Below are 13,773 nucleotides of genomic sequence, written 5' to 3'. Positions count from 1 at the left end.
GAACCGCCCATGACGACGAGGTCTCCGTGGCCCAGCGGCAACCGGATCGTCCCCGCCCCACCACCGCGCGGCCGCAGCAGCAGCGGGCGCGGCGAGCCCACCGACAGGATGGCCACCATCGTGTCCTCGTCCCTGGACCGGCCGATCCGGTCGCCGTGCCACGCGACGCTATCCCGGCCGTCACGGTAGAGGCACAGTCCCGCCGTCCGGAACCGCTCGCCCAGCTCGCCCTCGTAGTGGTCACTGAGCATCTCGCGCGCCGCGGCGACCAGGGGATGCGGGAGCGCCTCGTCCTCGGCGTAGAACTTTGTGAGCCGCGGCACGTCGACGAGGTTGTCGTACATCTGGCGCCGCTCGGCGTGCCACGGCACGTCCCTCGACAGCGGCTCGAACAGCTGGTCGGCGCCGCCCAGCCACCCGGGCCGCAGGTCTATCCACGCGCCGGCGGTCAGCGCGGTCCGGGTCAACCCGGACCCCAGACTGCGCAGCTCCGACGTCTCGGCCAGGTCCAGGAGAGATCCCTGCAACGTGAAGGACATGGTCACCACAATAGCCCAGCCTAGAACGGGTGTTCGAGAAATCTCGCGATCCTGCGCCACCTCCCTGATCGCCCCGCGACGTGGGAGACAATGGGGCCATGCCCCTCTACCGCGACGAGGCGGTCGTGCTGCGCACCCATAAGCTGGGTGAGGCCGACCGCATCATCACCCTCCTGACCCGGGGCCGCGGTCGGGTGCGCACGGTGGCCAAGGGGGTGCGCCGTACCAGGTCGCGCTTCGGCGCCCGGCTCGAGCCGTTCATGGTCGTCGACGTGCAGTGCTACGAGGGCCGCAACCTCGACACCGTCACCCAGGCCGAGACGCTCGCGCCCTATGGTGACGCGATCTGCCGCGACTACCCGGCATACACGGCGGCCACGGTGATGGTCGAGACGGCCGAGCAGCTCACCGAGGAGCACGAGCCCTCCACCCAGCAGTACCTCCTGCTCGTCGGCGCCCTGCGCTCCCTCGGGGGCGGCGAGCACGACCCGGCGCTGGTCCTCGACGCCTACCTGCTGCGCTCGCTCGCCATCGCCGGCTGGGCCCCGAGCTTCCACGACTGCGCCAAGTGCGGCGCGCCCGGGCCGCACCGCTCCTTCAACGTCGCCGCCGGCGGGACGGTCTGCACCGTATGCCGTCCGCCCGGCTCCGCCGCGCCCGCGCCGCAGACGCTGCGCCTGCTCGCGGCACTCCTCAGCGGGGACTGGGTCCTCGCCGATGCCGTCGACGAGCGCACCCGGCGAGAGGGGAGCGGGCTGGTGGCGGCGTTCCTGCAGTGGCATCTCGAGCGGGGACTGCGCTCCCTGCGCCATGTCGACCGGGTGCGCCCTGCCCTCCCGGTGCCGGTGCCGGTGATCACCCCCGCACTCGAGCGCCACCTCGCCCGGGAGGTCGGGTGACCACGGCATACCCCCCGCCCTTCCCGCACCCGAGTGGCGCGACGCCGCCGGTGATCCCCCGGGACCTGCTGCCCAAACACGTCGCCCTCGTCATGGACGGCAACGGTCGCTGGGCCAACGCCCGCAACCTGCCCCGCACCAAGGGCCACGAGGCGGGCGAGGCGTCACTGCTCGACGTCGTCGCGGGCGCCATCGAGGTCGGCGTCACCCATCTGTCCGCCTACGCGTTCTCCACCGAGAACTGGCGGCGCTCGCCCGACGAGGTCCGCTTCCTCATGGGCTTCAATCGCGACGTCATCCGGCGCCGACGCGACCAGCTGCACGAGTGGGGGGTGCAGATGCACTGGGTCGGGCGCCGGCCGCGGCTCTGGCGCTCGGTCATCCGCGAGCTTGAGGTCGCCCAGGAGCTGACCCGCGACAACACCGGTCTGACGCTCTACTTCTGCGTCAACTACGGCGGCCGGGCCGAGATCGCCGACGCCGTCGTCCGGATCGCGGAGGAGGTGAAGGCCGGCAGGCTCAAGCCGAAGTCGATCGACGAGAAGACCATCGGGCGCTACCTCGACGAGCCGAAGATGCCAGACGTCGACCTCTTCGTCCGCTCCTCGGGGGAGCAGCGCACCTCGAACTTCCTGCTCTGGCAGTCGGCCTACGCCGAGATGGTCTTCCTCGACACGCTCTGGCCGGACTTCGACCGGCGTCACCTCTGGCGGGCCGTCGAGATCTACGCCGACCGCGACCGCCGCTACGGCGGCGCCGTGGACCTCGCCAAAGCAGAACCCCCACCCACCTCCTGAGGCCGGCCGCACGGCATACGCTGCCGTCATGAGCGGACGCGAAGTGGACACCTGGGACGTCGTCGTCATCGGCGGCGGTTCGGCGGGGGAGAACGCCGCCGACTACGCCATCCATGGCAGCGACCGCACCGCGGTCATCGTCGAGTCGGAGCTGGTGGGGGGTGAGTGCTCCTACTGGGCGTGCATGCCGAGCAAGGCGCTGCTGCGCCCCGTCGAGGTCCTCGACACCGCCCGCCACCTCGGTGGCCTCAGCACCCGGATCCACGCGCGCGGCCTCGACGTCAAGGCCGTCCTCGCCCGACGCGACTCCTTCACCTCACACCTCGACGACTCCGGGCAGGTTAAATGGGCCACGGGCGCGGGCATCGACGTCATCCGCGGCGCCGGGCGCCTCCGCGGTGTGAAGGCCGTCGAGGTGACGACGGGGGAGGGGCTGACCCGCACCCTCCACGCCCGGCACGCCGTCGTCGTGGCCACCGGCAGCTCTGCCTCGCTCCCGCCGGTCCCCGGGCTGGCCGAGGCGCTGCCCTGGACCTCGCGCGACGTCACCAACCTCCACCAGGTGCCGCGCCGCGTCGCCATCCTCGGCGGTGGCGTCGTGGCCTGCGAGGCCGCGACCTGGCTCCTCGGCCTTGGCGTCCAGGAGCTGACCGTCATCGACGTCGGTGACCGCGTCCTCGCCCGCGCCGAGCCCTTCGCGGGCGAGATGGTCAGAGCATCCCTCGAGGCCCTCGGGGCGCGGGTGCTCACGGGCACGACGGTCACCTCCGTGTCGCGGGCGTCGGCCAAGGACAACGGGATCGGCCACATCAACGGTGGTGCGGTCACCCTCCACCTCGGGCGTCGGCGCACCGTCGTCGTCGACGAGCTCGTCGTCGCCGCCGGTCGCACGTCCAACAGCACGGACCTGGGGCTCGAGACCGTCGGTCTCGCCGACGCGGTCGCGCAGTCCCACGGGTCGATCCGCACCAACGACCGCCTCCAGGTCGAGGGCGTCAGCGGCAGCTGGCTGTATGCCGTGGGGGACATCAACGGACGCGCCCTCCTGACCCACATGGGCAAGTACCAGGCCCGGATCGCCGGCGCCGTGATCGCCGCCCGGGCGGACGGAAAGCGGGCGACGGGTAAGGAGTTGCGTGACAGGGCGAGCGGGCGGGTCGTGCCGTCGGTGACGTTCACGTCCCCCGAGGTCGCCAGCGTCGGGCTCACCGAGAGCGCCGCCCGCGACGTCGGCATCGACGTCGAGACCGTCGAGGTCGACCTGGCTTCCGTCGCCGGGGCGTCGTTGCTCCACGACGACTACTCGGGCCGGGCCAAGCTCGTCATCGACCGGGCGCGCGACACCCTCGTCGGCGCGACCTTCGTCGGGGCGGGCACGGCCGAGCTGATCCACTCGGCCACGGTCGCGATCATCGGCGGGGTCACCGTGGCCGACCTCTGGCACGCGGTGCCGTCCTACCCGACGGTCAGCGAGGTCTGGCTGCGGCTGCTCGAGGCCCGGCGGCGCGCGGCCCGCGGCTGAGGAGCGCATCTCGCGCCTGAGGAGCGTGGCCCGGGCCTCATGGTGCGGCGGCCCGCTCAGTCCGGGCAGTCGGCGCAGGTACCGACGATCTCCAGCGTGTGCCGCACCTCGCGGAACCCGTGCTCGGCACTGACCCTGTCGGCCCACCGCTCGACGGTCGGCCCCTCGACCTCGACGGTCCGCCCGCACGTGCGGCATACCAGGTGGTGGTGGTGCCCGGTGCTGCACTGGCGGTAGACGGCCTCGCCGTCGTCGGTGCGCAGGACGTCGACGTCGCCGTCCTGCGCGAACGTCTGCAGGGTGCGGTAGACCGTGGCGAGCCCGATGGGGTTGCCCGCCGACCGCAGCCGCGCGTGCAGGTCCTGGGCCGAGGTGAAGTCGGTGCTGTCCCTCAGCAGCTCTGCCACCGCGGTCTGCTGCCTCGTGCGGCGGCGGGGCGGGTCGACCATCAGTGCGTGACCTCGTCCCTGGACCCCTGGGGGGTGTGCTCGTCGTAGTGGCCCTCGTGGGGCGCGTGCCGGTGCCCGTCGTGCAGGTAGTCGACGTGGTCGCCGTGCGCCACCGCCGGGTGCCCGCAGGACTGCCCGTGCTCGTGGACGTGGACCTCCGCCCGGGCGTGACTGCGGGCCCGCGCCCGACCGGCGAGGGCATTGAGGACGGTCGCGGCGAGGAAGAACCCGATGGCAAGGACGACGATCGTGCCGCCAGAAGGAGTGTCGGCCTCATAGGACACCACCACCCCGCCCACCGCCGACAGCAGGCCGATCAGCATGGCCCAGCGCATCGACGTCCGGAAGCTGCCGCCGAGCAGCTGCGCCGCGGCGTTCGGCACGATCATCAGCGCGCTGATCAGCAGCAACCCGACGATCCGCATCGAGACGACGACGGTCACCGCGGTGAGGACGGCCAGCGTGATGTTGAGGCGCAGCACCGGCATGCCGCTGGCCCGGGCATACTCCTCGTCGTTGGCGACGGCGAAGAGCCACGGACGCAGCAGCCAGGTCGTGACGATGACGATGACGCCGAGGACGGCGAAGACCCACAGGTCGCTCGCCTTGACCGTCGTGATCGCCCCGAAGAGGTATGCCGTGAGGTTGGCGGGGGTGCCCTGCGCGGACTTGCTGATGATGACGACGCCGGCCGCGATGCCGCCGTAGAAGATGATCGCGAGGGCGACGTCCCCCTGGGTCCTGCCGGAGCTGCGGATCAGCTCGATGACCACCGCCGCGATGACGGCGGCGACGAGCGCGGTCCAGACGGGGGAGACGTTCAGGAAAAGCCCGATGGCCACGCCGGCCAGTGCGACGTGACCCATGCCGTCGCCGATGAGCGAGAGCCGGCGCTGGACGAGGAAGACCCCGACCAGCGGCGCGACGAGTCCGACCATGACTGCCGCGAGCAGGGCCCGCTGCATGAAGTCGTAGGAGAGCAGGTCAGTCACGGGGACGTCTCCCGGGGTCGAGGGGGCCCGAGCGGGGAGCGCCCGGCAAGGACGAACGGTCGTCATGCGGCTCATCGTCGTGGTGGTGGGTGTGGTGCTCGTGGAGGACGTCGACGCGGCGCTCGACGAAGGTCGCGGTGGGCCCGTCGAACGCGATGATCCCGCCGTCCACGACGATGACCCGGGTGACCAGGTCGGAGAACGCCTCCATCTCGTGGGTGACGATGAGCATCGTCACGCCCTGGGCCGCGAGCCGGGCGAGGACCTCGGCGAGCACGTGCTGGCTGGCCGTGTCGACGCCGGCCGTCGGCTCGTCCATGAGCAGCACGTCGGGCTGGGACGCGAGGGCCCGCGCGATGAGCACCCGGCGCTGCTGGCCCCCCGAGAGGGTGCTGACGTCGATGCCGGCCCGGTCGCCCAGTCCGACCACCTCGAGGGCGCGGGCGATGACCTGGCGGTCCGTGGCCGACTGACGGCCGAGCCACGACTGGCGCACGAGACGGCCCGTCGCGACGATCTCCTCGACGGTCGCGCGCACCGACCCCGAGAGGGTGTGCCGCTGTGGGACGTAGCCCATCCGGGCGTGGTCCCGGAAGCGGGCGCGCGGCACCCCGAACAGGTCCACCTCTCCGGACAGCTGGTCGTTGAGCCCGAGCAGACCCTTGACGAGGGTCGACTTGCCCGATCCGTTGGGCCCGAGGACGACGACCACCTCACCCGGGCTCACGTCGAGCGTGACGTCAGAGATCACGGGGCGCTCGTCGTAGCCGAAGGTCGCCGTGCGCAGCGAGATGATCGGCTGCGCGCCGGCCTGGTCCGCAGCTGCTGCGCCCACGGTGCTCACGAGCACCCCTGTCCTGCCTTGAGAACCGCGAGGTTGGAGCGCATGACCTCAAGGTAGTCCGCCCCCGCGGAGGCCGAGGTCAGTCCCTCGATGGGGTCGAGCGTTGCCACCTTCGCGCCGGTGTTCCTTGCCACGGTCTCGGCGAAGGCCGGCTCGACGAGGGTCTCGGCATAGATCGTCGTGATCCGGTGGGCCTTGACGAAGTCGGCCACCTCGGCGAGCTTGGCGGCAGACGGCTCGACGTCGGGGGACAGTCCGGCGATCGGGACCTGGGTGAACCCGTAGCGTGAGGCGAGGTAGCCGAACGCCGCGTGGCTCGTGACGAGGTCCATGATCCGGCAGGCGGTCGTGCCGGTCTGCAGGTCTGCGTCGAGCTGGGTCAGTTTGGTCGTGAGAGCCGTGGCGTTGGCCCGGTAGTCGGCCGCGTGGTCGTGGTCGGTCGCGGCGAGCCGGTCGGCGATCGCGGACACGACACCGGAGTAGCGCTGCGGGTCGAGCCAGAAGTGCGGGTCCTTCGCCCCGTCTGCGGCAGTCACCCCCGGCTCTGCCGGCGCGGCGAGGTCGAGGTTGGCCACGGGGGCGACGTCGAGCGCCCGGCCTCGGGCCTCCTGGTCGACGGCAGTGTCGACCGCCGGCTGGAAACCCTTGGCGTAGACCACGAGGGAGGCCCTGGTCAGGCCGGCGACGTCCTGAGCGCTGAGCTCGACGTCGTGCGGCTCGGCACCCGCCTTCGTCAGGCTGGTGACGCTGACGTGGCTGCCGCCCACCTGCTGGACGGCGTACTGCACCGGGTAGAAGGAGGTGACCACGGAGACGGTCCCGCCCGGGCTCGAAACCCCGCTCGAACCATTGTCCGAAACCCCGCTCGGGCCGCACCCGCCCACGATGGCGGCGACCGCGAGCACGGCCGCAGCCAGGGTGAGGGGATGACGGACCGAGATCATGGCCCCAGTGTGGCGGCAATGAGAATGATCGTCAAACTCACCGCGACGATGTGCCGGGCGGTCAGCTCCGCGGGAGGGCCTGCACCGCGGTGAGGGCGACGGCGATGAAGAGCACCGCCAGGCGCATCAGCTTCTCCGGCATGCTCAGCCGCGGCCAGGTGGAGTAGACGAGGAATCCGACGAACGCGGCGACGATCCCCGTCGCGACGAACCCGACGTGGGGGACGAGGATGCCGACGACGATGAGCAGGAAGATGACGACGAAGGGGACGATCCGCGGCAGGGCGTTCATCCGCTCCATGACGCGGTAGGTCCGGTGCTCGAGACGGGACCGGAAGGGCAGGCTCACGCCGCCAAGGGTACGGGGGCCACGGACCGTGGCCGCACGGCATACCCGGGGCGTGGTCCGGGGCCGCCGAAACGAGGTGGCGCCGACCGATAGCCTTGCAGCATGGCCAAGGAGACCTCCACCGTCGATACCGTCGTCAGCCTCTGCAAGCGCAGGGGTTTCGTCTTTCCCTGCGGGGAGATCTACGGCGGCACGAGGTCGGCGTGGGACTACGGCCCCCTCGGCGTCGAGCTCAAGGAGAACATCAAGCGGCAGTGGTGGAAGTCGATGGTCACCCAGCGTGACGACGTCGTCGGGCTCGACTCCTCGATCATCCTGCCGCTGCAGACCTGGGTCGCGTCGGGCCACGTCGCGACCTTCAGCGACCCGCTCATCGAGTGCCTCTCGTGCCACAAGCGTTTCCGCGCCGACCACCTGCAGGAGAGTCTCGCCGAGAAGCGCAGCAAGACGGCGGAGCACCCCGTCGATCCCGATGACATGGCGCTGTCCGAGATCGCCTGCCCCAACTGCGGGAACCGCGGCCAGTGGACCGAGCCGCGCCAGTTCTCCGGCCTGCTCAAGACCTACCTGGGCGTGGTCGAGGACGAGTCCGGCCTGCACTACCTGCGCCCCGAGACGGCCCAGGGCATCTTCCTCAACTTCCTCAACGTCATGAACAGCTCGCGCAAGAAGCCGCCGTTCGGGATCGCCCAGATCGGCAAGTCCTTCCGCAACGAGATCACGCCGGGCAACTTCATCTTCCGCACCCGCGAGTTCGAGCAGATGGAGATGGAGTTCTTCGTCAAGCCGGGCGATGACGAGCCGTGGCACCAGCAGTGGATCGACGCGCGAACCGCGTGGTACGTCGACCTCGGCATCAGGGCCGAGAACCTGCGCCACGTCGAGCACGCCAAGGACAAGCTGTCCCACTACTCCAAGCGGACCGTCGACATCGAGTACCGCTTCAGGTTCGCCGGCTCCGAGTGGGGTGAGCTCGAGGGCATCGCCAACCGCACGGACTTCGACCTCAAGACGCACTCGGAGCACTCCGGCACGGACCTGCTCTACTTCGACCAGACGACGGGGGAGAAGTACACGCCCTACGTCATCGAGCCCGCCGCCGGTCTGTCGCGCTCGCTGATGACGTTCCTCGTCGACGCCTACACCGAGGACGAGGCCCCCAACACCAAGGGCGGCGTGGACAAGCGGGTCAGCCTGCGCCTCGACCCGCGGCTGGCCCCCGTCAAGGCGGCGGTGCTCCCGCTCTCGCGCAACGCCGACCTCAGCCCCAAGGCCCGCGACCTCGCGACCGCGCTGCGCAAGCACTGGAACGTCGACTTCGACGACGCGGGCGCGATCGGCAAGCGCTATCGCCGCCAGGACGAGATCGGCACGCCCTACTGCATCACCGTCGACTTCGACACGCTCGCGGACCACGCGGTGACGATCCGCGAGCGCGACTCCATGGCGCAGGAGCGGGTCGCGCTCGACAAGGTCGAGGCCTACCTCGCACAGCGCCTCATCGGCTGCTGACGCACGGGGTGAGCGACCCGACCCGGCTCGTCCTCGTCCACGGCTCCCGCCTATCGCACACCCAGTGGGCCCCGCAGGTGCCGCTGCTCGCGGACACCTTCGACCTCGTCCAGCCGGACCTGCCCGGCCACGGGTCCCGGGCCGGTGAGCCCTTCACCCTCGACCGGGCTGTGGGGGCGCTTGCCGCTGCGGTGGAGGAGCCGACCCGGGGCAACGGGGGCGGTCGGGTCGTCCTCGTCGGGCACTCGCTCGGCGGCTACGCCGCGATGGCGTATGCCGGGTGCTTCCCTCGCCGCCTCGACGGCCTCGTCCTCATCGGGAGCGCCGCGGTGCCGGTCGGGCTCGGTGCGGCGCTATATCGCGCCGTCGGTTCCCTGACGGCGCGCGCGGGGGCGGGCGCGATGACGCGGGTCAACGACCGGTTGCTGCGACGGCTCTATGCCCCCGACCTCGTCGACCCGGTCATCGCCGGTGGCTACTACTTCGACCCGACTCCCGCGGCCTGGCGCGAGGTGATGTCCCGGTGCCGGCCGGCCATGCTGCGCGAGGTGATCTGCCCCGTCCTGATAACCGGCGGCCAGTTCGACCAGCTCGCCGTCCAGGCCCACCGATTCGCCAGGGCGGCCCCCCACGGCAGGGTCGAGCTCGTCCCCGGCGCCGGCCACCTCGTCGGCCTGGACCAGCCCGTCCGGCTCGCCGAGCTGCTGGGGGCGTTCGCGCGTTCGGTCGAGGACGCCTCAGATGGGACACTGGCCGGGCCATGACTGCTGTGACCGAGTTGACCACCGCGATGCCCGGCTCCGACGCGCGTGAGCCGCGTGGCGCCGTGCAATCTTCGCCGCCCGTGCTGCCGGGGGGGTCGGCGCTGCCGCCGCTGCGGATCGGGCGACACGTCATCGGCTCACCCGTCGTCCTCGCCCCGATGGCCGGCATCACCAACCGGGCCTTCCGGCGCCTCTGCCGTGAGTACGGCAACGACGGCTCGGCCCTCGGCGGGGCATCCGGGGCGACCTCGCTTTACGTCAGCGAGATGATCACCTCCCGCGCCCTGGTCGAGCGCACCCCCGAGTCGATGCGTCTCATCGAGCACGACCCGGAGGAGAACCCCCGCTCGATCCAGCTCTACAGCGTCGACCCGGCGACGGCCCGGGCCGCCGCCCGGATGCTCGTCACCGAGGACCGCACCGACCACATCGACCTCAACTTCGGCTGCCCCGTCCCCAAGGTGACCCGCAAGGGTGGCGGCTCGGCCCTGCCCTGGAAGCGGGACCTCTTCCGCTCGATCATCGGCGCGGTGGTCGAGGAGGCCGGGCGCTTCGACATCCCCGTGACCGTCAAGATGCGCACGGGCATCGACGACACGCACCTGACCTACCTCGACGCGGGCCTGGCCGCGCAGGCAGAAGGCGTGAAGGCCGTCGCCCTGCACGCCCGCACCGCCTCGCAGGCCTACTCCGGCACGGCCGACTGGGCGGCCATCAGGCTGCTCAAGGAGACGGTCACCGAGGTGCCGGTCCTCGGCAACGGCGACATCTGGTCGGCCGAGGACGCCCTGCGGATGGTCGCCGAGACCGGGTGCGACGGCGTGGTCGTCGGCCGCGGCTGCCTCGGTCGGCCGTGGCTGTTCACCGACCTCGCCGCGGCCTTCGCCGGCTCCCCGGTGCGGGTGCAGCCGACCCTCGCGGAGGTGGCCGAGACACTGCGCCGACACACGGCATACCTCGTCGACTTCTATGGCGACGAGCGCCGCGCCTGCCGTGACATCCGCAAGCACATTGCCTGGTATCTCAAGGGATTCCCGGCCGGGTCGCAGTTGCGGCACCACCTGGCGCTCGTCGACGGGGTGGCCGCCCTCGACCGCCTGCTCGCCACCCTCGACGCCGACGCCCCGTGGCCCGGCGAGGCCGCGGAGGGGCAGCGTGGGCGGGCGGGAACCCCGCGCCGGGTCATCCTCCCCGAGGGGTGGCTCGACTCGCGCGAGCTGAGTGAGGCGCATGCGGCGACGGTGGCCCAGGCCGAGCTGTCGGTCTCCGGCGGTTGACGTGGGGGCCCGGCGTGGCGGAACGCCCGAGCGCAACGCGCTGTTCTTCGACGGCCCCGACGACTTCCGGGCCTGGCTCGAGGAGCACCACGAGAGCGCCACCGAGCTGTGGATGGGCCTGAACAAGAAGCACGTCACTGACCGGGGCCTCACCTGGGAGCAGGCCGTCCCGGAAGCCCTGTGCTTCGGGTGGATCGACTCGCAGGTCCAACGCATCGACGAGGCGGCGATCCGCCAGCGGTGGACCCCACGCAAGGCGTCGAGCACGTGGAGCACCGTCAACCTGGGGCTCGTCGAACAGCTCACCGCCGAGGGCCGGATGCGTCCGGCGGGGGTCGCCGCCCACGCCCGACGGCGACCCGACAAGCAGGGCATCTACGCCTACGAGCAGGCCGGGGAGCTGCTCCTCCCCGCCCCGTATGCGGCGCTGCTGGCGGCCGACCCGGCGGCGAGCGCGTTCTGGGACGAGGCCACTGCCAGCTATCGCAAGCTCTGCGTCAGCTGGGTCACCTCGGCCAAGCAGCAGGCGACGAACGACAAGCGGATGGCTCAGCTCCTCGGGGACAGCGCCGCAGGTCGGATGATCCCCAGCCAGCGCTACGGCGAGCCGCCGACGTGGCTCGCACGGGCTTCTCGAGGGGCGGCGACAGCACGAACCGCCTAACGTGGGTGATACCGGGCGCGTAAACCTGCGTGGCTCGACCCTCGTTGTCCTGGCGAACCCGCAGTGTCGCGGGCGCGCTCGTAGGCCGGCCGGACCTCGGGTGGTCTCGACCAAGGAGTGTGTGCATGTCAGCATCAGCGTCCCGTCGCCGGCTCGCCGTCGTCACCGCAAGCCTGTTGGCTCTGGGGGGAGTGGGAAGCGTCGTCACCGCGCGCGCCGCCACTCCCTCGGAGGGCGGCATCTCCGACACCTCGCGCTCCGTCCAGTGGACAGGGGGCCCGTTTGCCGTGCCCAATGTCACGGGGACGTCGGGCCCGGTGACCTGTGGCCCTAACCTCTGTGACGACTTCACCCTTCACGTCTCGACGCCCGCTGGCTACGGGAGCTCGCACCAGCTCAAGGTCACCGTCGGATGGCCGGTCGCCGCAGCGGACTTCGATGTCTACCTCCTCGATCACGCGGGCAACCAGGTCGCCACGGCAGCCTCCAGCTCCGACCCCGAGGTGCTCATCACGGCGCCGACCAGCGGCGACTACACGGTGCGCGTCGTGCCCTACGCCCCGCTCGGTCAGTCGTTCACGGCGACGGCAGCCCTCCTCGACCTGCCAGCGAACCCGGCGCCGTCGACGGCGACGCCTCCGACCTGGAGCCAGTACGGCGCGCCGGAGCCCTTCGCCCGGGCGCATGGCGCGGGCGAGCCGTCGATCGGCAACAGCCACAAGAGCGGATCGACGTTCTACCAGGCGCTCTTCGACACCTACAAGGCCACGTGGAACGACTCCGCGAGCCCGAGCAAGGTCGCCTGGACGGACGTCTCCGCCAAGGCCGCCAACGGCTGTGCCTCAGGTGGCACGACGAGCCTGGACCCGATCGGCTTCACCGACCCCACGACCGGGCGGGTGTTCGAGAGCCAGCTCGCGGGCAAGACCTCGCTGATGTGCTTCTCGGATGATGACGGCGCCACGTGGTCCCCCAGCCAGGGCGGGGGGATCAACTCCGGTGTCGACCACCAGACCGTGGGCGGCGGCGCCTACCCCAGGTCGGGCGTGGTTGGTCCGCTCCCGACCTCGAGCTATCCCCATGCCGTGTACTACTGCAGCCAGGACATCGCCGACGCGAGCTGCGCGTCCAGCCGCGACGGCGGTGTGACCTTCGGCCCAGCCGTGCCGATCTACTCCCTCCTCGACTGCGGCGGCCTGCACGGCCACGTCAAGGTGGCTCCCGACGGCACCGTCTACGTGCCCAACAAGGGGTGCGGCGGCAACCAGGCGCTCGCCGTCTCCGAGGACGGTGGCACGACGTGGTCGGTGCGCAAGAACCCCGCGAGCACCGCGGGCAGCTCGGATCCCAGCGTGGGGATCGGCGCCAACGGCACGGTCTACATGGGCTACCAGGCGGCCGACGGCACGCCGCGGGTCTCCGTGAGCCGTGACAAGGGCGTCACCTGGACCGACGACCAGAACGTCGGCGCCGCCGCAGGCATCCACAACACCGTCTTCCCGGTGGTCGTCGCGGGTGACGACGACCGGGCCTCCTACTCCTTCATCGGGACGCCGACCGCGGGCAACTACCAGGACGCGACGACCTTCCGCGCCGACTGGCACCTCTACGTCTCGACGACCTACGACGGCGGCAAGACGTGGGTCACCGTCGACACGACGCCGACCGACCCGGTCCAGCGTGGGTCGATCTGCACCGGCGGAACAACCTGCGGCAAGGACCGCAACCTCCTGGACTTCATGGATGCGACCGTCGACCGGGAGGGGCGCGTCCTGGTGGGCTATGCGGACGGCTGCACCGGCGCTTGCGCCGCGCCGGGAGGCACCCAGAACTTCGACGCCTACGCCACGATCGCCCGCCAGCAGAGCGGACTCACCCTGTATGCCGCGAACGACCCCCTCCCGAACCTCGTCCCGACCGCCTTGAGCACGTCGAAGGCGAAGAGCGTGCTCTACCCCTCGGCGACGATGGCCAACACGGGAGCAGGGCCAGCGAAGGGTGCCACGATGCATCTCGTCGTCGACGGCGTCGTCACCGGCACGACGACGCCTGTGGATCTGGCCCCCGGCCAGAGCAGGACGGTGACGTTCCCCGGGCTGCCACTGGCCAAGGGATCGCACACGATCACCGTGGTCTGCGACCCCGGCAACACGGTGCGGGAGTCCAACGAGGCGGACAACAAGCGCTCGGTCACGGTGTCCTCCTGAGGCCCGCGGGGCCA

Annotated in this window: 14 protein-coding genes; 8 read left to right on the top strand and 6 right to left on the bottom strand. The window is 71.2% G+C overall.

Features of this window, described 5'->3' with window-relative positions:
• Window positions 1-539, bottom strand: a 539-nt coding sequence (locus tag ACLL9L_RS02630; RefSeq protein WP_411283093.1) for an alpha-ketoglutarate-dependent dioxygenase AlkB, incomplete at its 3' end; no start/stop codon positions are given.
• 98 nt (window positions 540-637) lie between these two features.
• On the opposite strand from ACLL9L_RS02630, the gene recO reads away from it, so the two are divergent.
• The 3 genes from recO to ACLL9L_RS02615 are packed head-to-tail and all read left to right on the top strand — an operon-like array spanning window position 638 to window position 3,757.
• The gene (recO, locus tag ACLL9L_RS02625; protein ID WP_411283092.1) at window positions 638-1,438 is read left to right on the top strand and encodes a DNA repair protein RecO; all 801 of its coding nucleotides are present in this window, start codon (window positions 638-640) and stop codon (window positions 1,436-1,438) included.
• Complete coding sequence (locus tag ACLL9L_RS02620; RefSeq protein WP_411283091.1) at window positions 1,435-2,235, top strand: isoprenyl transferase; 801 nt, start codon at window positions 1,435-1,437, stop codon at window positions 2,233-2,235. The genes recO and ACLL9L_RS02620 overlap by 4 nt, the downstream gene beginning before the upstream one ends.
• A gap of 28 nt (window positions 2,236-2,263) precedes the next feature.
• Window positions 2,264-3,757, top strand: a complete 1,494-nt coding sequence (locus tag ACLL9L_RS02615) for a dihydrolipoyl dehydrogenase family protein (protein ID WP_411283090.1) — start codon at window positions 2,264-2,266, stop codon at window positions 3,755-3,757.
• Window positions 3,758-3,813: 56 nt separating this feature from the next.
• Here ACLL9L_RS02615 and ACLL9L_RS02610 read toward each other — a convergent pair whose 3' ends face one another.
• The 5 genes from ACLL9L_RS02610 to ACLL9L_RS02590 all read right to left on the bottom strand — a co-directional run bounded on the left by ACLL9L_RS02610 (window position 3,814) and on the right by ACLL9L_RS02590 (window position 7,335).
• On the bottom strand, window positions 3,814-4,206 hold the full coding sequence (locus tag ACLL9L_RS02610) for a Fur family transcriptional regulator (protein WP_411283089.1): 393 nt from the start codon (window positions 4,204-4,206) through the stop codon (window positions 3,814-3,816).
• Window positions 4,206-5,198: a metal ABC transporter permease gene (locus ACLL9L_RS02605; protein WP_411283088.1), complete on the bottom strand. Its 993-nt coding sequence runs from the start codon at window positions 5,196-5,198 to the stop codon at window positions 4,206-4,208. The genes ACLL9L_RS02610 and ACLL9L_RS02605 overlap by 1 nt, the downstream gene beginning before the upstream one ends.
• On the bottom strand, window positions 5,191-6,048 hold the full coding sequence (locus tag ACLL9L_RS02600) for a metal ABC transporter ATP-binding protein (RefSeq protein ID WP_411283087.1): 858 nt from the start codon (window positions 6,046-6,048) through the stop codon (window positions 5,191-5,193). Before ACLL9L_RS02600 ends, ACLL9L_RS02605 begins: the two co-directional genes overlap by 8 nt.
• Window positions 6,039-6,986 carry a metal ABC transporter substrate-binding protein gene (locus ACLL9L_RS02595; protein WP_411283086.1) on the bottom strand — a complete coding sequence of 316 codons (948 nt, stop codon included), beginning with the start codon at window positions 6,984-6,986 and terminating at the stop codon, window positions 6,039-6,041. The genes ACLL9L_RS02600 and ACLL9L_RS02595 overlap by 10 nt, the downstream gene beginning before the upstream one ends.
• Before the next feature lie 61 nt (window positions 6,987-7,047).
• On the bottom strand, window positions 7,048-7,335 hold the full coding sequence (locus ACLL9L_RS02590; RefSeq protein ID WP_411283085.1) for a DUF6703 family protein: 288 nt from the start codon (window positions 7,333-7,335) through the stop codon (window positions 7,048-7,050).
• A 102-nt stretch (window positions 7,336-7,437) separates the two neighbouring features.
• Between ACLL9L_RS02590 and ACLL9L_RS02585 the strand changes: the two genes are divergently transcribed.
• The 5 genes from ACLL9L_RS02585 (at window position 7,438) to ACLL9L_RS02565 (ending at window position 13,759) form a co-directional block, all read left to right on the top strand.
• Entirely contained in the window at window positions 7,438-8,847 is a 1,410-nt protein-coding gene (locus tag ACLL9L_RS02585; protein ID WP_411283084.1) for a glycine--tRNA ligase, read from the top strand.
• An 8-nt stretch (window positions 8,848-8,855) separates the two neighbouring features.
• On the top strand, window positions 8,856-9,611 hold the full coding sequence (locus ACLL9L_RS02580) for an alpha/beta fold hydrolase (protein ID WP_411283083.1): 756 nt from the start codon (window positions 8,856-8,858) through the stop codon (window positions 9,609-9,611).
• The gene (gene dusB, locus ACLL9L_RS02575) at window positions 9,608-10,888 is read left to right on the top strand and encodes a tRNA dihydrouridine synthase DusB (RefSeq protein WP_411283082.1); all 1,281 of its coding nucleotides are present in this window, start codon (window positions 9,608-9,610) and stop codon (window positions 10,886-10,888) included. The genes ACLL9L_RS02580 and dusB overlap by 4 nt, the downstream gene beginning before the upstream one ends.
• Before the next feature lies 1 nt (window position 10,889).
• Entirely contained in the window at window positions 10,890-11,552 is a 663-nt protein-coding gene (locus ACLL9L_RS02570) for a YdeI/OmpD-associated family protein (protein WP_411283081.1), read from the top strand.
• Window positions 11,553-11,677: 125 nt separating this feature from the next.
• A complete protein-coding gene (locus tag ACLL9L_RS02565) occupies window positions 11,678-13,759 on the top strand; it encodes a CARDB domain-containing protein (RefSeq protein ID WP_411283080.1) in 2,082 nt (693 codons plus the stop codon).
• Window positions 13,760-13,773 lie beyond the last annotated feature (14 nt).

This window comes from Lapillicoccus sp., assembly GCF_046595215.1.
GTDB lineage: Bacteria > Actinomycetota > Actinomycetes > Actinomycetales > Dermatophilaceae > Lapillicoccus.
The sequence above is the reverse complement of the archived record's forward strand: the minus strand, read 5'-3'. Positions and strand labels throughout refer to the sequence as shown.

What these genes read in the sequence shown, in the direction of transcription:
- ACLL9L_RS02615 (WP_411283090.1), top strand. Translation starts at nt 2,264, where the DNA reads ATGAGCGGACGCGAAGTGGACACCTGGGACGTCGTCGTCATCGGCGGC.
- ACLL9L_RS02595 (WP_411283086.1), bottom strand. Translation starts at nt 6,986, where the DNA reads ATGATCTCGGTCCGTCATCCCCTCACCCTGGCTGCGGCCGTGCTCGCG.
- ACLL9L_RS02585 (WP_411283084.1), top strand. Translation starts at nt 7,438, where the DNA reads ATGGCCAAGGAGACCTCCACCGTCGATACCGTCGTCAGCCTCTGCAAG.
- recO (WP_411283092.1), top strand. Translation starts at nt 638, where the DNA reads ATGCCCCTCTACCGCGACGAGGCGGTCGTGCTGCGCACCCATAAGCTG.
- ACLL9L_RS02610 (WP_411283089.1), bottom strand. Translation starts at nt 4,206, where the DNA reads ATGGTCGACCCGCCCCGCCGCCGCACGAGGCAGCAGACCGCGGTGGCA.
- ACLL9L_RS02565 (WP_411283080.1), top strand. Translation starts at nt 11,678, where the DNA reads ATGTCAGCATCAGCGTCCCGTCGCCGGCTCGCCGTCGTCACCGCAAGC.
- dusB (WP_411283082.1), top strand. Translation starts at nt 9,608, where the DNA reads ATGACTGCTGTGACCGAGTTGACCACCGCGATGCCCGGCTCCGACGCG.